Here is a 21,742-nt window from a genome sequence, read left to right as displayed (position 1 = left end):
GACGGCTTTGTCAGGCATGCCTATAAATTCGTCGGCCGGCGCCCCGATCAAGGGCGCCGGCCGGTCGCTTGTCAGAGGCCGCTCGGTCGTCAGCGCACCGCGCCGGTCGTCGCCGCACCGCCGGCGGTCGGCTCGGCGCCGCTGCGCGTGTTCGGGCTGCGGCCCTGCGGGTCTCCGAAGTAGCGGAAGAAGTCGGAGTTCGGGCTCACGACGAGCCGCGTGTCTTGGCCCTTCAGCGCATGCTCGTAGGCCTGCAGCGAACGGTAGAAGGAGAAGAAGCCAGCATCCGCTCCGAAGGCTTCCGCCAGGATGCGGTTGCGGTCCGCCTCGCCCTGACCGCGCAGCTCGTCCGCCTTCTGCGTCGCTTCCGCCAGGATGACGGTCACGTCGCGGTCGGCCTTGGCCCGGATCAGCGTCGCGGCCTGCTCGCCGTTGGCGCGGATGTCGGTGGCTTCCTTCTTCCGCTCCGAGGTCATGCGGTCGTAGACCGCTTGGCTGTTCTTGGCGGGAAGATCGACGCGGGTCATGCGCAGATCGACGATCTCGATGCCGAGCGCTTTGGCCTGCTTGTTCACGTCCTCCTGGATCGCGTTCATCAGGTTGGCGCGGTCGGTCCGGACGATCGCGTCACGGCTGGAGCGGGCCAGCACGTTGCGCAGCGACGAGTTCGTGAAGCTCGCCAGACGCTGGTTGGCGAGCGCGATGGTGCCCACCGACTGATAGAACTTCAGCGGATCGATGATGCGATAGCGTGCGAAGGCGTCCACTTCGAGGTTCTGCCGGTCCGCGGTCAGCAGGGTCTGTACCGGCAGGTCGAGGTCGAGCACCCGCTTGTCGAACAGCACGATGCTGTCGGCGAACGGGACCTTGAAGTAGAGGCCCGGCTTGTTCTGGCCGACGGGGTTCAGCACGTCGCGCACGCGGCCGAGCTGGAGCACGAGGGCCTGCTGCATCTGGCCGACGGTGAAGACCGAGGCGTAGAGGCCGACCGCGATCGCCGCCGCGATGACGACGAGGCCGGTGCGAAGGGCGGGATTGTTCATCGGCCCTGTCCTCCGGTCGTCTGGTTCCGGCCGCCATCGGTCAGCGGCAGGACGGGCAGGACACCCGCTGCGTTGGCGCCGGAGACGCCGCCGCTCTGGTCGATGATGGTCTTGTGCACGGAGCCGAGCACCTTCTCCATGGTTTCGAGGAACATGCGCTCGCGGCTGATCTCGGGCGCGGCCTTGTACGATTCGTAGACCTGCTTGAAGCGCGCGGCCTGACCGGTCGCCTCGGCGGTGGCCTGGGAGGCGTAGGCCTCGGCGCCCTGCACGACCTTGCTCGCATTACCCCGGGCTTCCGGCACCACGCGGCTGAGGTAGGTCTCGGCCTCGTTGCGCACCTGCTGGGCGTATTGCTGCGCGGCGTTCACGTCGATGAAGGCCGGCCGCACTTCCGGGGGCGGGTTGACGCTGGTGAGCTGCACCACCTCGATGCGCACGCCCGCGCCGTACTCGTCGAGCGCCGCCTGGACGATCTCCTTGACCTCCTGCGCGATGCTCGACTGCTCGTTGGTCAGGATCGCCTGGATGTTGCGCCGGCCGATCACCTCGCGCATGGCGCTCTCGGCGATCGCCTTGATGGTGCCGTCCGGGTTGGCGAGGTTGAAGACGTAGTCCTCCGCCTTGAGCGGGTTGACGCGCCACTGCACCTCGAAGTCGAGATCGACGATGTTCTCGTCGGCGGTGAGCATCAGGCTCTCTTCCGCCACGTCGCGTTGGCGGGCGGAGCCGCCGCCGGTGACGTAGCCGATCGGAATCGAGTTCACGACGCCGACATTCGGCTTCTGCACGCTGCCGATCGGGTAGGGGAAGTTGTAGCGCAGGCCCTCGCCGGACTGGCCGGTGTAGCGCCCGAAGATCGTGTTGATGCCGACCTCGTTGGGCTTCACGATGTAGAAGCCGGTCAGCAGCCACGCGCCGAGCACGAGGCCCGCCGCGACCAGGATTCCCTTGCCGCCGCCGAAGCCGCCGCCCGGCATGACGCCGCGGAGGCGATCCTGTCCGCGCCGGAGCAGATCTTCGAGATCGGGGGGCGTCTTGCCGCCGCCCCCGCCACCCCAGGGACCGCCGCCATTGCCGCCGCCGGGACGGCCCCAGGGGCCACCTCCGCCGCCGCTCTGATTGCTCCAAGGCATTCTCGACGTGATCTCCTGCTGAAGCCGATCTCCGCGGATGCGGAAGACCCTGATCTGAAACCCGATCCCCTCGACCCGCCGCAGGGCGGGTGAAGCCGGTTTTGCCAACCGCCAGAACGCGTTTGCGGTGCCGCATGGACGCTGCGCACCTGAGTGGCCCCGTGCGGTCCTGTCAAGGCTGGCAGGTGGGCCTGCCTCGCGTCAACCGCAACGGTCTGAAAGGCGTGATGCCGAACGCAACCCCTGCGGCCAATGCGCCGCGCACCGGCCTTCACACCATCAACGGCCGCCCACGCGTTCGAAATCCACAAACTGGAAGGCGAACTCGTCGCGCTCGCCGGGCCCGTGCGCCTCGCGAAGCGTCTCACGGAAATCCACCCGGTCGAAGGGCGGAAGATACGCATCGCCTGGCGGCTCCGCCTCGACCTCGGTTAGGTGCAGACGGTCGGCATGGGGCAGGGCCAGGGCGTAGATCTCCGCGCCGCCCACCACCATCAGTTCCTCCCCGCCCGCGGCTTCGAGTGCGCCGCCCCAGTCATTGACGACCGTCGCGCCGGGGATGGTGAGGCTGCGGTCGCGGGTGAGCACTAGGCTGCGGCGGCCCGGCAGCGGCCGGCCGATCGAGTCCCAGGTCTTACGGCCCATCAGAATAGGCTTGCCCATGGTGAGCGCCTTGAAGCGCTTCAGGTCGCTCGACAAGCGCCAGATCAGGGCGTTGTCGCGGCCGATGACGCCGTTGCGGGCGATGGCGGCGATCAGGGCGATGGCGGGGCGCGTCATCAGATGGCCACCGGCGCCTTGATGGCGGGATGCGGCTCGTAGCCCTCGATGGCGATGTCCTCGAAGCGGAAGTCGAAGAGCGAACGGATTTCGGGGTTCAGCCGGAGGCGCGGCAGGGCGCGCGGTGCGCGGGAGAGCTGGAGCCGGGCCTGATCGAGATGGTTGGCGTAGAGATGGGCATCGCCGAAGGTGTGGACGAAGTCGCCCGGGGCGTGGCCCGTCACCTGAGCCATCATCGCCGTCAGCAGGGCGTAGCTCGCGATGTTGAAGGGCACGCCGAGGAAGGCGTCGGCCGAGCGCTGGTAGAGCTGGCAGGAGAGCCGCCCGTCCGCCACGTAGAACTGGAACAGGCAGTGGCAGGGTGCGAGCGCCATCCGTTCGAGGTCGGCCGGGTTCCAGGCCGAGACCACGAGGCGGCGCGAATCCGGGTTTCGGGCAATCTCGCCCAGGACCCAGGCGATTTGGTCCACGGTGCCGCCGCCGGGCTTCTCCCAGGAGCGCCACTGCTTGCCGTAGACGGGGCCCAAATCGCCTTTCGCGTCCGCCCACTCATCCCAGATCGTGACGCCGTTCTCCTTCAAATAAGCGATGTTGGTGTCGCCCTTCAGGAACCACAGTAACTCGTGGACGATCGAGCGCAGATGCAGCTGCTTCGTCGTGACGAGGGGAAAGCCCTGCGACAGGTCGAAGCGCATCTGGTGGCCGAAGACCGAGAGCGTGCCTGTGCCGGTGCGGTCCTCCTTGCGGACGCCCTCGGTCAGGATGCGGTCGAGCAGTTCGTGATAGGCGCGCATGACGCCTCAAGGTCTGGCGCTCCCCCGCGCCGATGTCGAGTCGCGCTTCGGCGCCGTCCCGGCTTTCCGGAGAGTTTGGTTACGCTTGCCTCAGGCCGTCAGAGCAGCCGTGGCCCGAGCTGATAGGCGATCAGGCAGAAATTGCTCCAGCCGTGCAGCAGGATGCAGGGCCAGAGCCGGCCGGTGCGCCAGCGCAGCCAACCGAGAGTCAGCGCCAGCGGCAGGAGCGTGAGCGGCCGGGCCAGCGCGCTCGTCTTGCCCGATTCGAGCGAGACGTGGGCGAGGCAGAACAGCAGCGCCGTGGCCGCGATCGTGCCCGCCGGGCCGAGGAAGGCGCTGGCCCGAGCGAAAGTCTCGCCGCGCAGCAGCATCTCCTCGGCGACCGGGGCGAGCACCACGACGAAGGCCAGCCACAGCGCCAGCATCGTCGGGCTCAGGAAGGGCGAGAGGCGGACCCCCTGTCCGAAATTCATGTGCAGGGCCGCCGCCGTGGTCGTCACCCAGGCGATGTGGATTAGGGGCCAGAGTGGCAGGAGCAGCCAAAGCCGCCGCATCGGCGTCCGTGGCTGAGCGGGAGGAGCGAGACCGAGCCGCCGGCGCCAACCGCGGCCGGACATCCATACGGCCCCCGCGATCACGAGCAGCGCCATCAGCAGCTGCCGAATCGCGTCCACCGCGACGCTCCGGCCGGCGATCTCGGCGAGCGGCAGGCGCGGGCGCCGCTCCGTGCTCAGGAGCGGGTCGATGCCGAGGCGCAGATCGCCGCCGACCCGCACGAACAGGATGGCGAGACCGCTCGCCACGAGCAGGATCAGGAGCGGCACCGCGACGAGGAGCAGCACCTGTCCGAGCCAGGACAGGGCGCGTCGCAGGGGCGAAACCGAGGATGCGGGCGGGCGCGCGCCGAGGCGGGCGGGCGGCATATCGGCCACGCTCGCAACGCGGAGCGGGTCTGAGCGCTGATCGCTCTTCAAAACCGCCGTCGGCCTCTCTATATTCGCTTTGCCGGTCGCAAGGCCGGCTATGGCGATAAACGTTCTTCGAAATAAACCTATCGGACCCGGGGGCGGTACCCGGCGCCTCCACCCGAACCCAGGACCGATGGCCGCACGGCCGCGATGTTGGGTTCCGGCGGGGGCGAAATAGGATCGACGAGGGCGTAAAGGGTGAGCTTTCGCTCGGCATGGTTCCGCCGTTATCGGGCCTTTGCAATAGTTGCCAACGACAACTTTGCTCCGGTGGCTGTCGCCGCGTAAGCGGTGCCAAAAACCGACCTAAAGTCCTAGCGGGTAGCACCGCATAGGCGGGGTTCGGAGGTACCTGGCAACAGAAACCTCCACTCAATTTCCACGACCCGGCGCAGCCGCCATCCGGCCGTGACCGGTGAAGCGAGCGCCGATGGCCGAAGATCTGATCCGTTACGATCTCCTGGTTCAGGACGCCCTGCGCGGCGTCGTGCGCAAGGTGCTGACCGACGCGGCCCGGGAAGGCCTGTCGGGCGAGCATCACTTCTACATCTCGTTCCGCACCGAGGCGCCGGGCGTGCGCATGTCGCAGCGCCTTCGCGAAAAATACCCGCAGGACATGACGATCGTCCTGCAGCACCAGTTCTGGGATCTCGGCGTGACCGAGCACAGCTTCGAGGTGGGCCTGTCCTTCTCCGGCGTGCCCGAGCGGCTTCTGATTCCGTTCGATGCCCTGTCCGGCTTCTTCGACCCGTCGGTCCAGTTCGGTCTCAAGTTCGATCTGAACGAGGGCGAGGAGGCGGAGGCCGTCGACGAATCGCAGCCGAGCACGCCGACGAAGGTCGGCCCGCGCGGTGCGGCCTCGGAGCCCGCCGAGATCAAGCCGAAGGGCACCGGCATCGCCACGCTGCCGAACGGGCCGAAGATCGTGCCGGCCCTGCCCGCCGCGGGCAAGGCGAAGCCGGACGACAAATCCGAGGACGGCACGGAGGCACAGCCCGAGGCTGCCGAGAAGGTCGAGCGCGACGGCACCGCCGAGGTCGTGAGCCTCGACGCCTTCCGCAAGAAGAACTGACGCCGCGCTTCTCGATCAAAGCATCACCGTCGTCGCGAGGCGAAGCCGAAGCGATCCAGGACGCGACCCGTCCGGAAAGGGCGGCAGCTTGGATCGCTTGCGCAGGCCTCGTGCCGATCGCGTCGACTCACCTCCCCGATCGGATGCGGCGCGTCAGCCCCGACGCCTCGCCACCATCCGGAGACCTTCCTTCGGGCGCAGCGTCACCCGGTGGAGCGGCGTCACCGGCGGGTGGCCCTCCGGCAGGGTGAGCTGCACCGCCCGCGCGACGTGTGCGAGCACCAGCGTCGCCTCCTGCACCGAAAAGCTCTGGCCGATGCAGACCCGCGGCCCCGCCCCGAAGGGCAGGTAGGCGTAGCGCTCGATCGTGTCGCGGCGCGCACCGACGAACCGCTCGGGGATGAAGGCGTCGGGCTCAGCCCAGAGCTTGCGGTGCCGCTGCATCACCCAGGGGGCGATGATGACGGTGGAGTTGCGCGGGATCTTCACGCGGCCGATCCGGTCCTCGCGCAGGGCCTGCCGGCTCAGGAACGGCACCGGCGGGAAGAGCCGCATGGTCTCTTCCATCACCGCCTTCGTGAACGGCAATCGGTCGAGCTGTAGGGCACCATCGGGGCCGGCGGCATCATCGACCTCCGCCTCGACGCGTTCGCGGGCAGCCCCATCCTGCGAGAGGCAGTAGAGCGCCCAGGTCAGCGCATTGGCGGTGGTCTCGTGGCCGGCCGCGATGAAGGTGACGATGTTGGCCTTCACCTCGATGTCGGAGAGTCCCTTGCCGGTCTCCGGGTCCTGGGCCGCGAGCAGCAGGGTCATCAGGTCGTGGGGCGCTTCGCCCCGGGCCAGGGCCTCCTTGCGCTGGTCGAGCAGGGTGTCGACAACCTCGGCGAAGAAGCGCAGGGCCGGCCGCGCCCGCAGGCGGCCGAGCCGCGGCACGAAGGCCGGGAAGCCGAACACGTCGAGCGGATCGATCGGCCCGACCGATTCGAGGAGCCGGGTGATGGCCCGCCCGAGCGCGTCAGGATCGCCGGGCAGGCCCTGCGTGAAGATCGTCCGCTCCAGCACGTCGAGGGTCGCGCGGGTCATCTCCAGGGCGATGTCGACGGTGGCGCCGTCGCGGCGGGTCAGCCGGCGGCCGAGGCGCGCGCCCGCCGCATCCATCTGTGCCACGAAGCCGGCGACGTGACGGGCGGAGAAGATCGGAGCCAGCGTTCGGCGCTGCAGGCGCCACTCGTCGCCCTCCGCCGTGAGCAGGCCGTTGCCCAGACCCGGCGCGAGTACCCGCTTCTGGAGGTCGTCCTTGCGGTAGTTGGCGGCGTTCTCGACCAGCAGGTAGCGCACGAGGGCGGGGTCGCTCACGACGGTGACGCGCCCCATCGCCGTCTCCCCGGCGACGACGAATTCCTCGAAATGCGCGTCCATCCAGGTGGCGATCGGGTTCTCTCGGACGGCCTTCAGGAAGGCGAACAGGCCGAGGGGCCGGGTGAGCGGCGGCGGAACCTTGGGTCGGAACGGCCCGGTATCCGCGCTGCGGGCCGGTAGGGACGGCAGATCCAGCATCGACGGGGAAAAACCTTGCGATGAAACTCGGCGGTAACGGATGCCGCAATGCGTCATCTGCCGTTTCGGGCCGGCATCGCGCTTGTCACCATGCTTCGTTAAGTAGGGCCGCATCCGAGCCAACGAAGAGGCCACGATGTCGCCGCAACAGACACCCGCCGTGGAAACCCGCACGGAGTCCGACACCTTCGGTCCGATCGAGGTGCCTGCCCACCGCTATTGGGGCGCGCAGACGCAGCGCTCGATCCAGAACTTCAAGATCGGCACCGAGCGCCAGCCGGCGCCGCTCGTGCACGCGCTGGGCATCGTCAAACAGGCCGCCGCCCTTGTGAACAAGGATCTCGGCGGGCTCGAGCCCAGAATCGCCGACGCGATCGCCGAATCGGCCGCCGAGGTCGTCGCCGGCAAGCACGACGACGAGTTTCCCCTCGTGGTCTGGCAGACCGGCTCGGGCACGCAATCCAACATGAACGCCAACGAGGTCATCGCCAGCCTCGCCAACGAGCGGCTCGGGGGCAAGCGCGGCGGCAAGTCGCCGGTCCACCCGAACGACCATTGCAACCGCGGCCAATCCTCGAACGACACCTTCCCCACCGCCATGCACATCGCGGTCGCCCGCGAGGTGCAGGAGCGGCTGCTGCCGGCACTTTCCCACCTGCACGCTGCGCTGGACGCCAAGACCAAGGCGTTCGACTCCATCGTCAAGATCGGCCGCACCCACCTGCAGGATGCGACCCCGGTCTCCCTCGGCCAGGAATTCTCCGGCTACGCCGCGCAGGTGGCGCTCGGCGGCGCCCGTGTCGCGGCCACGCTCCCCGGCGTCCTCGCTCTGGCCCAGGGCGGCACCGCCGTCGGCACGGGGCTCAACGCGCATCCCGAATTCGCCGAGCGGTTCGCCGCGAAGGTGGCCGAGCTGACCGGACTTCCCTTCACCTCCGCCGAGAACAAGTTCGAGGCGCTGGCCAGCCACGACGCCCTCGTCTTCCTCCAGGGGGCGCTCACGGCCCTGGCCTCGGGCCTGTTCAAGATCGCCAACGACATCCGCCTGCTGGGCTCGGGCCCGCGCTCGGGCCTCGGCGAGCTGTCGCTGCCGGAGAACGAGCCCGGCTCCTCGATCATGCCGGGCAAGGTCAACCCGACCCAGTGCGAGGCGCTGACCATGGTCTGTGCCCAGGTGATCGGCAACGGCACCACGGTGAGCTTCGCCGGCAGCCAGGGTCATTTCGAACTCAACGTGTTCAAGCCGGTGATCGCCAACGCGGTGCTGCAATCGGTGCGTCTGCTCGCCGACGCGTCCGTCAGCTTCACCGACAATTGCGTCGTCGGCATCAAGGCCAACACCGACCGGATCAGCGACCTCATGAGCCGCTCGCTCATGCTGGTGACCGCGCTCGCCCCCTCCATCGGCTACGACAGGGCCGCCGAAATCGCCAAGACGGCGCACAAGAACGGCACCACCCTGAAGGAGGAGGCCCTGCGTCTCGGCTACGTCACGGAAGAGGAGTTCGAGCGCGTCGTTCGGCCCGAAACCATGCTGGCGCCGAGCGCGGAATAAGCGCAACATTCGTCCCCCGGCGCGGAGCGTGCGCGCCGGGTGGACCGGAGGCGACAATGGTGGCCGAGATCATCAATCTGCGTCAGGTGCGCAAGGATCGCGAGAAGGCGGCCAAGGAGGCCAAGGCCGCCCAGAACCGGGTGCTGTTCGGGCGGCCGAAGAAGGCGAAAACGCTGGCCGAGACGCGCAAGACCCTCGAGCAGACCCGCCACGAAGGCCACCGGCTCACCGAACCCGACACGGAATGACGCGACCGCCGATACCGGGCGTCGCCAAACGCTCGGTGATGATCGCGGGCCATCGCACCAGCGTCTCGCTCGAAGCGGAGTTCTGGACGGCCCTTCAGGAGATCGCGCGGGCGCGCGGACAATCGGTTCAGGCGCTCGTCGGCGCCGTCGATTCCGCGCGCGGCGGGCGCAACCTGTCCTCCGCCCTCAGGGTCTTCGTGCTCGGCGCGGTGCGCCAGGGACCGGGTCCGTCAGAGCGCGCCTTCGCGGATGGCGCCGGGATCGGCGAGCGCGTGCAGGATGCCGGCGGCGGAATGGGCGAAGCGTAGGGTCACGGCCTTGCGCCGCGCCGGGCTCAAGGGGTGATCCGGCGGCTCGCGCAGGATCGCGGCGCCATAGGAATCGGCGACGATGAGGCCGCATTCGTCCGGGATCAGCGATTCCGGCACGGTCTCGGGGATCGCGAAGAAGAAGCGGTCGCAATAGTCGCGGTAATCCGGCCATTTCCGGTCGGCGCGGAAGTCGGCCACGCTCGACTTGATCTCGACGATGGTGAGCCGGCCCGCGCCGCACAGGGCGATCACGTCGGCCCGCCGCCCGTTCGCGAGCGAGAATTCCGGCAGGCTCACGCAGCCCATCTCGGCCAGCAGGCGCCGCACCCCCCGCTGGATGTTGAGCGCGGTCGGCGACTGGCGGCGATCCGGCGGCAGGACGATGGTGGCGAAGGCTATGGACATGCGGGGGCGATGGCTTGCGCGTTGGCTGGCAGATGCGACCGAATCAGGCTCGCCCATCCTGCCAGGGGTACGGCGCCGGTGTCACCGGCCGCTTTGCCGCACGGCGAGCGCGGCGCGGATCGCTTCGAACCCATCCGTCAGCGCCGCCGGACCCGGCTGCAGGATCAGCGGCGACTTGATCTCGTGGATGCGCCCGTCGGCCACCGCAGGGATCGCCGCCCAGCCGGGCCGCCCGCGGATGCGATCGACGTTGACGCGCTTGCCGCACCAGGAGGCGAGGATCACGTCGGGCGCCGCCGCGATCACCTGCTGCGCGGTGACGATCCGATCCTTCGCCGCCGGCTCTCGGCTCAGATCCGAAAACACGTCCTGCCCGCCGGCATGGCCGATCAGGTCGGAGACCCAGCCGATGCCGGAGATCATCGGCTCGTCCCATTCCTCGAAATACACCTTGAGCCGCGGACCCTCCGTCCGCGCCGCCGCGGCGGCGCTGAGGCGCGCCTCGTAGGAGCGGGCCAGCGCCTCGGCCCGCTCGCCGGCGCCGACCAGGGCGCCGAGCGTGCGGATCATCGCGAGGCAGCCCGCCACGTCGCGCTGGTTGAACAGATGGACCGCCACCCCCGCCCGGCCGAGGCTGGCGGCGATCTCCGCCTGAAGATCGGAGAAGGCGAGGACGAGGTCCGGTTCGAGGGCGAGAATCTTCGGAAGGTCCGCGCTGGTGAAGGCGGAGACCCGCGGCTTCTCGCGGCGCACCTGCGGCGGGCGCACGGCGTAGCCCGAGACGCCGACGATGCGCCGGTCTTCGCCCAGCAGGTAGAGCGTCTCGACGGTCTCCTCCGTCAGGCAGACGATCCGTTCGGGCGGAAAGCGGCGCATCTCAGTGCTTGAACCACGCGAACAACCCCGCTCCGGGTGCGAGCATGACGAAGGCCCAGACGAAGGCGGAGAGCCAGTTGGCGATCTGGAACGGGAGGCGGTTGACGCCGAAGCTCCCGGCCACCAGCGGCACCACGGCCCGCGCCGGGCCGATGAAGCGCCCGATCGCCACCGCGCCCGAGCCCCAGCGCCGGATGAAGCCCTCGGCCTTCAGGGTCATCTCCGGGTGGCGGCTCATGGGCCAGATCCGTTTCACGTCCTCCTTGAAGTAGCGGCCGACCTCGTAGGAGACCCAGTCCCCGAGGCCCGCCCCGATGCCGGCGCCGATCACCATGGGCCAGAGCGGCAGGTCGCTGGAGCCGATCAGCGCACCGATCGCGAGCAGGATGAAGGTCGCGGGGACGAGCAGCGAGAGAACCGCCAGCGACTCGCAGAAGGCGATGACCCCCGTCACCAGCGGCGCCCAGGCCCGGTGCGCCTCGATGAACGCCACGACGGATTGCTTGATCGTCTCGAAATCCATGCTCGCTCCGGCCGCGGTGACGCTTCATCTGGCCGAGCCGCAACGCTCCGGCAAGCCGGCGGGATGCGCCCTGCGGCCACTTGAGCTACCACCAGGGCCGCACGCGGACACCGGAGCGTCATGAAGGTCCTGTCGATCCAGTCGCATGTCGCTTACGGCCATGTGGGAAATTCCTCCGCCGTCTTTCCCATGCAGCGGCTCGGCGTCGAGGTCTGGCCCGTGCATACCGTGCAGTTCTCCAACCACACCGGCTACGGCCAGTGGCGCGGGCGCGTCTTCGACGGGCCGGCGGTCGAGGAGGTGGTGCAGGGCGTGGCCGAGCGCGGCGCGCTCAAGGACTGCGACGCGGTGCTCTCCGGCTATATGGGCTCGGCCGATATCGGCACGGCGATCCTGCGCACGGTCGCCGCCGTGCGGGCCGCGAACCGTGCGGCTTTGTTCTGCTGCGACCCGGTCATCGGCGACACCTATTCCGGTGTCTACGTGCGCCCCGGCATCGCCGACTTCATGCGGGAACAGGCCGTGCCGGCGGCCGACATCCTCACCCCCAACCAGTTCGAGCTCGACCTGATCTCGGGGCAGCCCAGCGACACGCTGGAGGCGGCCAAGGCGGCGGTGGGTGCGGTCCAGGCCATGGGCCCGCGGGTCGTGCTCGTCACCTCGCTGATCACCGCCGAGACTCCGGCCGACGCCATCGACATGATGGCGGGGGAGGGCGGCGTGTTCTGGCGGGTGCGCACGCCGCGGCTCGACCTGAAGGCGGTCTCGGGGGCGGGAGACGCCGTCGCCGCGCTCTATCTCGTGCACTACCTGCGCACGGGCTCGGCCGCGTTGGCGCTGGGCATGGCCGCCGCCTCCATCCACGGGCTGCTGCGCCGCACGGCGGAGGCCGGCTCGGCGGAGCTGCTGACCGTCGCGGCGCAGGACGAGTTCGTCACCCCGAGTTCGGCCTTCCCGGTCGAGGTCGTCTGATCCGCCCGCCCGAGTGATTCCGGAGGCTCCATGCCGCAACGCCACTTCGTCACCCTCGATGTCTTCACGGACACGCCGCTCGCCGGAAACCCGCTCGCGGTGGTGATCGATTCCGAAGGGTTGGACGGAGCCGCGATGCAGGCCATCGCCCGCGAGTTCAACCTCTCGGAGACCGTCTTCGTGCTGCCGCCGGAGGAGGCGCGCCACCGGGCGCGGCTGCGCATCTTCACGCCCGCGCGGGAACTGCCCTTCGCCGGCCACCCGACGGTCGGGACGGCGGTGTTGCTCGCCCTGCGCGACCGCGCCGAGCGGCAGGCCGCCGCGCTGGCCGACGCCGCCGCCTTCGGGCTGGAGGAGGAGATCGGCATCGTCTCCTGCGCCGTCGAGGGCGCCGCGGACGGAGCAAGCGGACGCGCCCGTTTCAAGCTACCGGTGCTGCCGCGCTATCTTGGCGAGGCCGCGGCGCGGGACGCGATCGCCGAAGCCCTCGGTCTCAGGTCGTCCGAGATCGGCTTCAACCGCCACCTCCCGAGCCGCCACGGCGCCGGCCCCTCCTTCACCTTCGTGCCGCTGGCCTCCCACGATGCCCTCGACCGGGCGCGGCTCGATTCCGGCCGTTTCGAGCGCCTGTTCCCCGACGGCTCGACCGATGCGCTCTACCTCTACGCGCTCGACCCGGAAGGGATCGGCCATCGCTATCAAGCGCGGATGTTCGCGCCCCATCTCGGCGTGGCGGAGGATCCCGCCACGGGCAGCGCCGCGGCGGCCTTCGCAGGCGTGCTGATGCAGTTCGAGCCCCTCGGCGAGGGGACGCACGACGTGCTGATCCGCCAAGGCGTCGCCATGGGCCGCCCGAGCACCATCGACCTCCAGCTCGTCATTGCGGAGGGCAGCCTGCGCTCCGTCGAGATCGGGGGGCATGCGGTCGTGGTGAGCGAGGGGACCCTGCATGTCGATTGAGATGTCGGGCGAGGTCGCGCCGGGCTTCTCCCTCGTGACGCTGTCGCGGATCTCGGCCCGGCGCGTCGCCTACGACTGGGCCTGGGCTCGGGACAATGCTGCGGCGATCGATCGGAACTGGGAGCGGCGCCTCGCGAAGACGCCGGGCCTGTTCGACGGCACGGTCTTCCTTGCCAGCGGCTGCACCATCGCGGACAGCACATGCGAGGCGGCCCTGTTCGAGGCGCCCTACTCGCGTTTCATCGCTTTCCGCGATGCGGGCGTGCCCGACGCGCTGGTGGCGAACGCCTTTGCGGCCATCGTCCCGCACAGCGCCGACGGCGCCGTGATCCTCGGTGTCATGGGGGCGCACACCGCCAATGCCGGACAGATCTACTTTCCCTGCGGAACGCCGGATCGGGGCGATCTGCGCGAGGACGGCACGGTCGATCTCGCCGGCAGCGCGGCGCGGGAGTTCTTGGAGGAGACCGGTCTCACCCTGCCCGAAGGGGCGGAGGAGGAATGGGTGCTCCTGCGCGGCGACGGACAACTCGCCTTCCTGCGTCCCGTTCGCTTCGATCTCGACGCGGAGGCGTTGAAGGCGCGCATCGAGGCGCATCGCGCCCGCGAGGACGAGCCGGAACTCGCCCACAGCGTCGTCGCCCGCTCGCGGACCGACATCGACGCCGCCCGGATGCCGAGCTTCGTCCAGGCCTATCTCGCGAGCATCTTTCCGGATTGAGACCGCCGGGCGGCGCCCGGCCTCACCCTCAACGGTAGCCGTAGCGCGTCTTGGCCGCTGCCAGCAGGCTCATCGCCTCACCCTCGCGACCGGCGGCGCAGGCCTGGGCCGCCTTGTCGAGATCGGCGCCGAAGCGCGTGCCGACCGCGGCGGAGAGATCGCCGGTCTTCACGTCGCCGTCGACGATGGCCTGCGTGCGGGCGATGGTCGGGCCGCAGCCGCTGCCCGTCGGCAGGGCGGCGATCGCGGGGGCGGCGGCGATGGGCGCGACCGGGGGCGGTGCGCTCGACTGGCAGGCGCTCAGGGCGCAGCCGAGGAGGACGAGGGAGACGGCACGGGGAAGCGGCGCGGGCACGACTTGTCTCTCCGGTTGCGCGAGGAGGTTCGTTGCAGCCAAGCTTGGCCGGCGGGTTGTGCCTCCGGCGGCTGCACCGGTCAATCGCCGTAGGGGCGCGGGACAGGCATGTGCTTGTCACGATCCCCGGCAATCGGTACATACCGCCACCCTGGTCGCGCGATGGTCCGATGGTGGTCCGCCGGCGAGTCAGCCTCTGAGGAGAATCGAGCGTGGCCCCTGGCCGCTCCGTGCAGACGAACGACGGTGCCGCTTTCGCGGCCGCCTCGTCCTGCGCGCTCATTCTCGTAGGCCTGCTTCTTAGCCGCCCCTGAGGGCCGTCCGGGCGCATCCGCCTGGGCTCTCAGGGGATGCCGCTCGTCCACCGGAAGACAGGTTTTTCCGGCGCCGCTCCCGAGGAGTCGAGCGCGCCGGCTGCGAGGAACGAAGACCCATGGCGAACATCACTCAGAGCGCGAAGGACCGCGTCGTCATCTTCGACACGACGCTGCGCGACGGCGAGCAATGCCCCGGCGCCACCATGACCCTCGACGAGAAGCTGGCGGTGGCCGAACTGCTCGACGGGATGGGCGTGGACATCATCGAGGCGGGCTTTCCCATCGCCTCCAACGGCGATTTCGAGGCCGTCTCCGAGATCGCCCGGCGCACCAAGCGCGCGACGGTGGCGGGGCTCGCCCGCGCCATTCCCGCCGACATCGCTCGCGCGGGCGAGGCGGTGCGTCACGCCCAGCGCGGGCGGATCCACACCTTCGTCTCGACCTCGGCGATCCATCTCGCCCACCAGATGCGCAAGACGCAGGACGAGGTGATCGAGATCATCCTCAAGACTGTGGCCCAGGCCCGCAACCTCGTCGAGGACGTGGAATGGTCGGCCATGGACGCGACCCGCACCGATATCGACTATCTCTGCCGCTGCGTGGAGGCGGCGATCCGCTCGGGCGCCACCACCATCAACCTGCCCGACACGGTGGGCTACGCCACGCCGCAGGAATACGGCGCGATGTTCCGCGCCGTACGCGAGCGCGTACCGAACGCCGACATGGCGATCTTGTCGGTCCACTGCCACAACGACCTCGGGCTGGCGGTGGCGAACTCGCTCGCCGGCCTTGAGGGCGGCGCCCGGCAGATCGAGTGCACGGTCAACGGTATCGGCGAGCGGGCCGGCAACGCCGCGCTCGAAGAAATCGTGATGGCGATCCGCACGCGCGCCGACGTGATGCCCTACGACACCGGCATCGACACGACGATGCTGACCCGCGCCTCGAAGCTCGTCAGCCACGCCGCGAACTTCCCCGTCCAGTACAACAAGGCCATCGTCGGCCGGAACGCCTTCGCCCACGAGAGCGGCATCCATCAGGACGGCATGCTCAAGCATTCCGAGACCTACGAGATCATGACTCCGGCCTCCGTCGGGCTGGCCAAGACCTCGCTGGTGATGGGCAAGCATTCGGGCCGGGCCGCGTTCAAGTCGAAGCTGGCCGAACTCGGCATCTCGTTGTCCGACAACCAGTTCCAGGACGTGTTCGAGCGCTTCAAGGATCTGGCCGACCGGAAGAAGCACGTCTACGACGAGGATATCGAGGCGCTGGTCGATCAGAACCTCGCCACCGCCCACGACCGCATCAAGCTCCTGTCGCTCTCGGTGATCGCCGGCACGCGGGGGCCGCAGCGCGCGACGATGAAGATCGAGATGGACGGCCGCACCTTCACCGAGGAGGCGGACGGCAACGGTCCCGTGGACGCGGTGTTCAACGCCATCCATGCCATCGTGCCACACGACGCGGTGCTCGAACTCTATCAGGTCCACGCCGTGACCGAGGGCACCGATGCGCAGGCGGAGGTTTCCGTTCGGCTCAAGGCCGGCGAGCGCTCGGTGACGGCGCGCGGCGCCGACCCGGACACGCTGGTGGCCTCGGCCAAGGCGTATCTCTCGGCGCTCAACAAGCTCTCGGCGGCCTCCGTGCGGCTGCACGCGCAGCACACCGCCATGGTCTGACACGCGTCCTCGTCCTTGCGAGCGGCGGCGAAGCAATCCAGCGGCGCGACCTTTCCGGAGAGTGCGGAGCGCTGGATTGCTTCGGCTTCGCCTCGCAATGACGGGGAGGAATCGATGCCGCTGTTCAGGTTCTGAAGTCGAAAAGACCCGAAAAGAAATGCCTGCCTATCGCTCCCGCACCACCACACACGGCCGCAACATGGCCGGCGCCCGCGGCCTGTGGCGCGCCACCGGCATGAAGGACTCCGATTTCGGCAAGCCGATCATCGCGGTGGTGAACTCGTTCACGCAGTTCGTGCCCGGCCACGTCCACCTGAAGGATCTGGGACAGCTCGTGGCTCGCGAGATCGAGCAGGCCGGCGGTGTGGCCAAGGAATTCAACACCATCGCGGTCGATGACGGCATCGCCATGGGCCATGACGGGATGCTCTACTCGCTCCCGTCCCGCGAACTGATCGCCGATTCCGTCGAGTACATGGTCAACGCGCACTGCGCCGACGCCATGGTCTGCATCTCGAATTGCGACAAGATCACACCCGGCATGCTGATGGCGGCGCTCCGCCTCAACATCCCCGCGGTCTTCGTCTCCGGCGGGCCGATGGAGGCGGGCAAGGTCGTGATGAACGGCGTCACCCGCAAGTTCGACCTCGTCGACGCGATGGTGGCCGCAGCCGACGACCGGGTCTCCGACGAGGACGTGGCCGTCATCGAGCGTTCCGCCTGTCCGACCTGCGGCTCGTGCTCGGGCATGTTCACCGCCAATTCCATGAACTGCCTGACCGAGGCGCTCGGCCTCTCCCTGCCCGGCAACGGCTCGACGCTCGCGACCCATGCCGACCGCAAGCGTCTCTTCGTCGAGGCCGGTCATCTGATCGTCGATCTGGCCCGCCGCCACTACGAGCAGGACGACGCCAGCGTGCTGCCGCGCTCCATCGCGACGATGGCCGCCTTCGAGAACGCGATGACGCTCGACATCGCCATGGGCGGCTCGACCAACACGGTGCTGCACCTGCTCGCCGCCGCGCACGAGGGCGAAGTGCCCTTCACCATGGCCGACATCGACCGGCTTTCGCGCCGTGTGCCGGTTCTGTGCAAGGTCGCCCCGGCGGTCGCGAACGTCCACATGGAGGACGTGCACCGGGCCGGCGGCATCATGGGCATCCTGGGCGAACTCGACCGCGCCGGTCTGATCGACCGGACCGTCGGCAATGTCGGCTCGGGTACGCTCGGCGCCGCGCTCGACCGCTGGGACGTCACGAAGACGCAGAGCGAATCCGTCCAAACGTTCTTCCGTGCCGCGCCCGGTGGCGTGCCGACCCAGGTCGCCTTCAGCCAAGCCTCGCGCTGGGACGAACTCGACCTCGACCGCGCGGCGGGCGTGATCCGCGACGCCGAGCACGCCTACTCGAAGGACGGCGGACTGGCCGTGCTCTACGGCAACCTCGCCGAGGACGGCTGCATCGTGAAGACGGCGGGCGTCGATGCCTCGATCCTCACCTTCACCGGCACCGCCCACGTCTTCGAGTGCCAGGACGCGTCGGTGGATGCCATCCTCAACGGGCGGGTGAAGGCCGGCGAGGTGGTGCTGATCCGCTACGAGGGCCCCCGCGGCGGCCCCGGCATGCAGGAGATGCTCTATCCCACGAGCTACCTGAAATCGAAGGGCCTCGGCAAAGCCTGCGCGCTGGTCACCGACGGCCGCTTCTCCGGCGGATCCTCGGGTCTTTCCATCGGCCACGTCTCGCCCGAAGCCGCCGAGGGTGGTCTGATCGGCCTCGTCGAGCAGGGCGACCGGATCGAGATCGATATCCCGAACCGGCGCATCCACCTCGCCGTGGACGAGGCCGTCCTCGCCGAGCGCCGCGCCGCCCGCGATGCGGAAGGCTGGCGCCCGGCCGCGCCCCGCAAGCGCAAGGTCAGCACGGCGCTCCGCGCCTACGCCATGCTCGCGACCAGCGCCGCCAAGGGTGCGGTGCGGCGGGTCGAGCCGTAGGCAACACAACGGCTTGAAGGCGCCGCGCCGAGCGATGGTAGAACCGGCGCGGCGTGCGTCGAGGCTCGCGTTCCGCGGACACCTCGGCAAGAGGTCTGACGAAGCGTTGCAGGAATGCGGCGCGCCGCCTCGCGCATCGGGCACGGATCACGCATAGACGCGTTCTCAGGCGGAGCTTCGCTCCGGACGGGACCATCGCCCATGCAGATCGCCACGCCCTACCTGATGTTTCTCGGCGACGTGCCGGACCGGCTCGCTGCCAAGACCGCCTACGGCATCAATGACTGGCGCCCCGAATGGTGCGTCGGCCAGCTCCGGATGGAAGGCTGTGCCGCCGATCTCGGCATCCCCGACCTGACCCTCGAAGAGGCCGTCGCGAAGGGCTGTAGGACCCTCGTGGTCGGCGTGGTCAATGCCGGCGGCGTGCTGCCCGACCACTGGGTTGCGGAGATCGTCGCGGCGCTCGAGGCCGGGCTCGACGTCGCGAGCGGCCTGCACGTGCGGCTCGGCTCGATTCCGGCGATCGCCGGAGCCGCGGAGCGCAACGGCCGCGCCCTGCACGACGTGCGTCACACGACCGAGACGTTTCCGACCGGCAAGGGCACCAAGCGGCCCGGCCGGCGCCTGCTCACCGTCGGCACCGACTGCTCGGTCGGCAAGAAGTACACCGCGCTGGCCCTGGAGCGCGGGATGCGCGAGCGCGGCTTCGACGCGGATTTCCGCGCCACCGGCCAGACCGGCGTGTTCATCTCCGGGCGCGGCGTGGCCATCGACGCGGTGGTGGCCGATTTCATCTCCGGCGCCGTCGAGTGGGTCGCGCCCGCCGCCGAGCCGAACCATTGGGACCTGATCGAGGGGCAGGGCTCGCTGTTCCACCCGTCTTTTGCCGGCGTCAGCCTCGGCCTGCTGCACGGGGCGCAAGCCGATGCCTTCGTCGTTTGCCACGAGCCGACCCGCACCCGCATGCGCGGCGTCGAGGCGAGCCTGCCGACGATCCAGGAGGTCATCGACCTGACCATCCGCTGCGGCTCGCTCACCAATCCCGGCATCCGCCCGGTCGGCATCGCCGTGAACACCCACGCCCTGTCGGAGGCTGAGGCCCGTGCCGTCCTGGCCGAAACCGAGAGCGCGCACGGGCTGCCCGCCACCGATCCCGTGCGCTTCGGCGTTGAGGGGATCGTGGATCGGCTCAGCGCCGAATTCCCGGCCTGAGGGAGAGGGTTCACCGATGCCGCGCCGCCTCACCGTCGCCGTCGAGCGCTTTCCCATCGCCGGAGCCTTCACTATCTCCCGCGGCAGCCGCACCGAGGCGGCCGTCGTCGTCGCCACCGTCGAGGACGGCGAGCATCGGGGCTGGGGTGAGTGCGTGCCCTACGCCCGCTACGGCGAGAGTGTGGAGAGCGTCGCCGCTGCCCTCGAAGCCCAGGCGGCGTGGATCGCGGAGGGTGGAGGGCGCTTCGATCTCGCCGGGCGGATGAAGCCCGGCGCCGCGCGCAACGCGCTCGACTGCGCCCTGTGGGATCTCGAGGCCAAGCGCACGGGCAAGCCGATTCATGAACTCGCCGGTCTCCCCGCGCCGGGACCGGTGACGACGGCCTACACGCTGAGCCTCGGCGATCCCGAATCCATGGAAACCGCCGCCCGCGCGGCGGCGCACCGGCCACTCCTCAAGGTGAAGCTCGGCGGTGAGGGCGATCCCGAGCGTATCGCCGCCGTGCGCCGCGGAGCGCCGGATTCCCGCCTGATCGTCGATGCCAACGAGGCGTGGCGCGCGGAGACGATCCGCGACAACCTCATGGCCTGCGCCGCCGCGGGCGTGGGCCTGATCGAGCAGCCGCTTCCGGCGGGCGAGGACGATCTTCTGGCCGAGTTCGAGCGCACGATCCCGATTTGCGCCGACGAGAGCCTGCACGACCGCGCCGGCCTTGATGCCCTGGCCGCGCGCTACGACGCCATCAACATCAAGCTCGACAAGGCCGGCGGCCTGACGGAAGCGCTGAAGCTGGCCCACGAGGCGCGGGCGCGCGGCTTCGAGATCATGGTCGGCTGTATGGTCGGATCGTCGCTCGCCATGGCGCCGGCGATGCTGCTTGCGCACCATGCGGCCTATGTCGATCTCGACGGGCCGCTCCTGCTGGCCCGCGACCGGGAGCCGGCCCTGCGCTACGAGGGCAGCACGGTCTATCCGCCGCCGCCCGAGTTGTGGGGCTGAAGATCGCCTCTTACTGAACCCAGCGGATCGCGAGCGGCGGCACCACCGCCTCGTTCACCCGCAGGCGGGCATCGAGGATCGGCTCCGCCGGCTCGTCGGCCTGCTGCTGCGCGGCGAGGTCGGCGATGGCCTGATACTGGCTGAGGCGGCGATCGATCATGCCGTCGAGCTTCTCGTGAACCTCGGCCACGGTCAGGCTGCGGCGCTTTCCGCCGTCCTTCGCGGTGAAGATGTTGCGATTGGCCCGCGCAGCCCGGCCGAAGGCCGCCTTGGCGACCTTGTCCGGATCCTCGGCGCTGAGCGAGAGGAACTTGCCCGCGCTCGCCGTGCCCAGGAAGTGCGCCAGATAGAGTTCGGTCGTCTTCAGTTCGCGGCCGATCCGCGCCTCGATCCGGCTGCGGTCGCGCTTGATCAACTCGCCCGCCATCAGGCCGGAGACGAAGGGATCGTTGCGCAGGTCGAGCACCCGCTTGCGCAGGGCCGCGTCGGCGATGGTGATGCCGGCGCCGTGGCCCTTCACCGCCGCGGCCTCGTCGGCGAGGCCGTGCTTGGCGCCGTACTGGCGGATCATCTCCAGCCAGGTGCCGGTGACGAACTGGAACAGGCCCTGGGCCGAGGAGGCGGAGGACTTCACGCCGGTGTCGAAGCTCGACTCCTTGTCGGCCAGCGCCATCATGTAGACGGGATCGACGCCGGTGACCTCGGAGGCCCGAAGGATCGTGTCCACGAGCGAGCGCCGCACGCTCATCTCGCCGAAGCGCAGGATCTCGTCCTCGCCGCCCTGGCGCGGATTGGCGAAAGAGGCCTGCATGCGGTCGAGCGCTGCGGTCAGCATGTCGTCCTGGCCGAGCAGGGCGGTGCCGCCCCATTCCGCCTCGGCCCCGGCCGGGCGCAGGTCGGCGCGCACCATCGACGGGATCGCCGAAGCGGCGCTCGCGCCGCCCTCGTAGGACGAAGCGGTCTGCGGCGCGGCGACCAGCAGGGTCACGGTTGCGGTCACGGCGGCGAGGCCGCGGGCGAGAGGCGCGAGGATCGTGGCAACCGGACGGCGCGAAGCGCTCGCACGCGGCCACCGCGAAACGGAATCATTGCGGATATCCGACCCGCAAGGCACGAGTCGGCTCACGTCGTCGGCGCAGAGCGCCGGCTCCGGGTAAACCCCCATCGGTCTTCCTTGTTGGTGCCTCGGCGTTCTTAGGGGCCGGGCTTCGTTTGACCGGCGGAGGTTTCGCCGCCGGGTGTGACCACAATGGGACCACCCCGTG

At 69.5% G+C, this 21,742-nt stretch carries 22 protein-coding genes and 1 other RNA gene; 12 read left to right on the top strand and 11 right to left on the bottom strand.

Going from position 1 to position 21,742, the window contains the following annotated elements; genetic code table 11:
* Positions 1–89: 89 nt before the first annotated feature.
* The 5 genes from BY998_RS03180 to BY998_RS03160 all read right to left on the bottom strand — a co-directional run bounded on the left by BY998_RS03180 (position 90) and on the right by BY998_RS03160 (position 4,676).
* Positions 90–1,043, bottom strand: a complete 954-nt coding sequence (locus BY998_RS03180; protein ID WP_110350142.1) for a protease modulator HflC — start codon at positions 1,041–1,043, stop codon at positions 90–92.
* Positions 1,040–2,179, bottom strand: coding sequence for an FtsH protease activity modulator HflK (hflK, locus tag BY998_RS03175; protein ID WP_110350141.1), 1,140 nt, complete (start codon positions 2,177–2,179; stop codon positions 1,040–1,042). Before hflK ends, BY998_RS03180 begins: the two co-directional genes overlap by 4 nt.
* A gap of 279 nt (positions 2,180–2,458) precedes the next feature.
* Positions 2,459–2,959 (bottom strand): dihydrofolate reductase, encoded by a 501-nt coding sequence (locus tag BY998_RS03170; protein WP_110350140.1) that lies wholly within the window; start codon positions 2,957–2,959, stop codon positions 2,459–2,461.
* A complete protein-coding gene (locus BY998_RS03165; RefSeq protein ID WP_110350139.1) occupies positions 2,959–3,753 on the bottom strand; it encodes a thymidylate synthase in 795 nt (264 codons plus the stop codon). The genes BY998_RS03170 and BY998_RS03165 overlap by 1 nt, the downstream gene beginning before the upstream one ends.
* 98 nt (positions 3,754–3,851) lie before the next feature.
* On the bottom strand, positions 3,852–4,676 hold the full coding sequence (locus BY998_RS03160; RefSeq protein WP_110350265.1) for a CPBP family intramembrane glutamic endopeptidase: 825 nt from the start codon (positions 4,674–4,676) through the stop codon (positions 3,852–3,854).
* Between the two features lie 42 nt (positions 4,677–4,718).
* Between BY998_RS03160 and ssrA the strand changes: the two genes are divergently transcribed.
* Together ssrA and BY998_RS03150 are read left to right on the top strand one after the other, a co-directional pair.
* Positions 4,719–5,094: a transfer-messenger RNA gene (gene ssrA, locus BY998_RS03155) on the top strand.
* Between the two features lie 57 nt (positions 5,095–5,151).
* A complete protein-coding gene (locus BY998_RS03150) occupies positions 5,152–5,793 on the top strand; it encodes an SspB family protein (RefSeq protein WP_110350138.1) in 642 nt (213 codons plus the stop codon).
* A gap of 153 nt (positions 5,794–5,946) precedes the next feature.
* Here BY998_RS03150 and BY998_RS03145 read toward each other — a convergent pair whose 3' ends face one another.
* The gene (locus tag BY998_RS03145; protein WP_110350137.1) at positions 5,947–7,350 is read right to left on the bottom strand and encodes a cytochrome P450; all 1,404 of its coding nucleotides are present in this window, start codon (positions 7,348–7,350) and stop codon (positions 5,947–5,949) included.
* Between the two features lie 136 nt (positions 7,351–7,486).
* On the opposite strand from BY998_RS03145, the gene fumC reads away from it, so the two are divergent.
* Genes fumC through BY998_RS03130 form a run of 3 tightly spaced genes read left to right on the top strand, consistent with a single transcriptional unit; the run spans position 7,487 to position 9,461 of the window.
* Positions 7,487–8,905 (top strand): class II fumarate hydratase, encoded by a 1,419-nt coding sequence (gene fumC / locus BY998_RS03140; protein ID WP_110350136.1) that lies wholly within the window; start codon positions 7,487–7,489, stop codon positions 8,903–8,905.
* 59 nt (positions 8,906–8,964) lie between these two features.
* Positions 8,965–9,153, top strand: coding sequence for a DUF4169 family protein (locus tag BY998_RS03135; protein WP_110350264.1), 189 nt, complete (start codon positions 8,965–8,967; stop codon positions 9,151–9,153).
* Positions 9,150–9,461 (top strand): ribbon-helix-helix domain-containing protein, encoded by a 312-nt coding sequence (locus BY998_RS03130; protein ID WP_110350135.1) that lies wholly within the window; start codon positions 9,150–9,152, stop codon positions 9,459–9,461. Before BY998_RS03135 ends, BY998_RS03130 begins: the two co-directional genes overlap by 4 nt.
* On the opposite strand, the gene BY998_RS03125 is transcribed toward BY998_RS03130, so the two are convergent.
* The 3 genes from BY998_RS03125 to BY998_RS03115 form a co-directional block, all read right to left on the bottom strand.
* Positions 9,384–9,869: an MmcB family DNA repair protein gene (locus BY998_RS03125; protein WP_110350134.1), complete on the bottom strand. Its 486-nt coding sequence runs from the start codon at positions 9,867–9,869 to the stop codon at positions 9,384–9,386. The two genes, BY998_RS03130 and BY998_RS03125, sit on opposite strands and share 78 nt — an antisense overlap.
* A gap of 81 nt (positions 9,870–9,950) precedes the next feature.
* The gene (locus tag BY998_RS03120; RefSeq protein WP_110350133.1) at positions 9,951–10,745 is read right to left on the bottom strand and encodes a cobalamin-binding protein; all 795 of its coding nucleotides are present in this window, start codon (positions 10,743–10,745) and stop codon (positions 9,951–9,953) included.
* 1 nt (position 10,746) lies between these two features.
* Positions 10,747–11,268, bottom strand: a complete 522-nt coding sequence (locus BY998_RS03115; RefSeq protein ID WP_110350132.1) for a DedA family protein — start codon at positions 11,266–11,268, stop codon at positions 10,747–10,749.
* 120 nt (positions 11,269–11,388) lie between these two features.
* Between BY998_RS03115 and pdxY the strand changes: the two genes are divergently transcribed.
* Genes pdxY through BY998_RS03100 form a run of 3 tightly spaced genes read left to right on the top strand, consistent with a single transcriptional unit; the run spans position 11,389 to position 13,921 of the window.
* Complete coding sequence (pdxY, locus tag BY998_RS03110) at positions 11,389–12,240, top strand: pyridoxal kinase PdxY (RefSeq protein WP_110350131.1); 852 nt, start codon at positions 11,389–11,391, stop codon at positions 12,238–12,240.
* Between the two features lie 30 nt (positions 12,241–12,270).
* Entirely contained in the window at positions 12,271–13,200 is a 930-nt protein-coding gene (locus BY998_RS03105) for a PhzF family phenazine biosynthesis protein (protein WP_110350130.1), read from the top strand.
* Positions 13,190–13,921 (top strand): NUDIX hydrolase, encoded by a 732-nt coding sequence (locus tag BY998_RS03100; protein WP_110350129.1) that lies wholly within the window; start codon positions 13,190–13,192, stop codon positions 13,919–13,921. The genes BY998_RS03105 and BY998_RS03100 overlap by 11 nt, the downstream gene beginning before the upstream one ends.
* 28 nt (positions 13,922–13,949) lie before the next feature.
* Here BY998_RS03100 and BY998_RS03095 read toward each other — a convergent pair whose 3' ends face one another.
* Positions 13,950–14,276, bottom strand: coding sequence for a hypothetical protein (locus BY998_RS03095; RefSeq protein ID WP_110350128.1), 327 nt, complete (start codon positions 14,274–14,276; stop codon positions 13,950–13,952).
* 433 nt (positions 14,277–14,709) lie between these two features.
* Between BY998_RS03095 and BY998_RS03090 the strand changes: the two genes are divergently transcribed.
* The 4 genes from BY998_RS03090 to dgcA all read left to right on the top strand — a co-directional run bounded on the left by BY998_RS03090 (position 14,710) and on the right by dgcA (position 20,477).
* Positions 14,710–16,272 (top strand): 2-isopropylmalate synthase, encoded by a 1,563-nt coding sequence (locus BY998_RS03090; RefSeq protein ID WP_110350127.1) that lies wholly within the window; start codon positions 14,710–14,712, stop codon positions 16,270–16,272.
* Positions 16,273–16,429: 157 nt separating this feature from the next.
* A complete protein-coding gene (gene ilvD, locus BY998_RS03085) occupies positions 16,430–18,265 on the top strand; it encodes a dihydroxy-acid dehydratase (protein ID WP_110350126.1) in 1,836 nt (611 codons plus the stop codon).
* Positions 18,266–18,466: 201 nt separating this feature from the next.
* Entirely contained in the window at positions 18,467–19,477 is a 1,011-nt protein-coding gene (dgcN, locus tag BY998_RS03080) for an N-acetyltransferase DgcN (RefSeq protein ID WP_110350125.1), read from the top strand.
* Between the two features lie 16 nt (positions 19,478–19,493).
* A complete protein-coding gene (dgcA, locus tag BY998_RS03075) occupies positions 19,494–20,477 on the top strand; it encodes an N-acetyl-D-Glu racemase DgcA (RefSeq protein WP_110350124.1) in 984 nt (327 codons plus the stop codon).
* Between the two features lie 10 nt (positions 20,478–20,487).
* Here the strand turns inward: dgcA and BY998_RS03070 are convergent, their stop codons facing one another.
* Positions 20,488–21,642, bottom strand: a complete 1,155-nt coding sequence (locus tag BY998_RS03070; RefSeq protein ID WP_110350123.1) for a transglycosylase SLT domain-containing protein — start codon at positions 21,640–21,642, stop codon at positions 20,488–20,490.
* Positions 21,643–21,742: the final 100 nt, after the last annotated feature.

This window comes from Methylobacterium sp. B4 (genome assembly GCF_003201865.1).
Lineage (GTDB): Bacteria > Pseudomonadota > Alphaproteobacteria > Rhizobiales > Beijerinckiaceae > Methylobacterium.
The sequence above is the reverse complement of the archived record's forward strand: the minus strand, read 5'-3'. Positions and strand labels throughout refer to the sequence as shown.

Excerpts from the sequence above, each read along its gene's own strand:
- BY998_RS03180 (WP_110350142.1), bottom strand. The coding sequence starts at position 1,043 with ATGAACAATCCCGCCCTTCGCACCGGCCTCGTCGTCATCGCGGCGGCG.
- hflK (WP_110350141.1), bottom strand. The coding sequence starts at position 2,179 with ATGCCTTGGAGCAATCAGAGCGGCGGCGGAGGTGGCCCCTGGGGCCGT.
- BY998_RS03170 (WP_110350140.1), bottom strand. The coding sequence starts at position 2,959 with ATGACGCGCCCCGCCATCGCCCTGATCGCCGCCATCGCCCGCAACGGC.
- BY998_RS03165 (WP_110350139.1), bottom strand. The coding sequence starts at position 3,753 with ATGCGCGCCTATCACGAACTGCTCGACCGCATCCTGACCGAGGGCGTC.
- BY998_RS03160 (WP_110350265.1), bottom strand. The coding sequence starts at position 4,676 with ATGCCGCCCGCCCGCCTCGGCGCGCGCCCGCCCGCATCCTCGGTTTCG.
- BY998_RS03150 (WP_110350138.1), top strand. The coding sequence starts at position 5,152 with ATGGCCGAAGATCTGATCCGTTACGATCTCCTGGTTCAGGACGCCCTG.
- BY998_RS03145 (WP_110350137.1), bottom strand. The coding sequence starts at position 7,350 with ATGCTGGATCTGCCGTCCCTACCGGCCCGCAGCGCGGATACCGGGCCG.
- fumC (WP_110350136.1), top strand. The coding sequence starts at position 7,487 with ATGTCGCCGCAACAGACACCCGCCGTGGAAACCCGCACGGAGTCCGAC.
- BY998_RS03130 (WP_110350135.1), top strand. The coding sequence starts at position 9,150 with ATGACGCGACCGCCGATACCGGGCGTCGCCAAACGCTCGGTGATGATC.
- BY998_RS03125 (WP_110350134.1), bottom strand. The coding sequence starts at position 9,869 with ATGTCCATAGCCTTCGCCACCATCGTCCTGCCGCCGGATCGCCGCCAG.
- BY998_RS03120 (WP_110350133.1), bottom strand. The coding sequence starts at position 10,745 with ATGCGCCGCTTTCCGCCCGAACGGATCGTCTGCCTGACGGAGGAGACC.
- BY998_RS03115 (WP_110350132.1), bottom strand. The coding sequence starts at position 11,268 with ATGGATTTCGAGACGATCAAGCAATCCGTCGTGGCGTTCATCGAGGCG.
- pdxY (WP_110350131.1), top strand. The coding sequence starts at position 11,389 with ATGAAGGTCCTGTCGATCCAGTCGCATGTCGCTTACGGCCATGTGGGA.
- BY998_RS03105 (WP_110350130.1), top strand. The coding sequence starts at position 12,271 with ATGCCGCAACGCCACTTCGTCACCCTCGATGTCTTCACGGACACGCCG.
- BY998_RS03100 (WP_110350129.1), top strand. The coding sequence starts at position 13,190 with ATGTCGATTGAGATGTCGGGCGAGGTCGCGCCGGGCTTCTCCCTCGTG.
- BY998_RS03090 (WP_110350127.1), top strand. The coding sequence starts at position 14,710 with ATGGCGAACATCACTCAGAGCGCGAAGGACCGCGTCGTCATCTTCGAC.
- ilvD (WP_110350126.1), top strand. The coding sequence starts at position 16,430 with ATGCCTGCCTATCGCTCCCGCACCACCACACACGGCCGCAACATGGCC.
- dgcN (WP_110350125.1), top strand. The coding sequence starts at position 18,467 with ATGCAGATCGCCACGCCCTACCTGATGTTTCTCGGCGACGTGCCGGAC.
- dgcA (WP_110350124.1), top strand. The coding sequence starts at position 19,494 with ATGCCGCGCCGCCTCACCGTCGCCGTCGAGCGCTTTCCCATCGCCGGA.
- BY998_RS03070 (WP_110350123.1), bottom strand. The coding sequence starts at position 21,642 with ATGGGGGTTTACCCGGAGCCGGCGCTCTGCGCCGACGACGTGAGCCGA.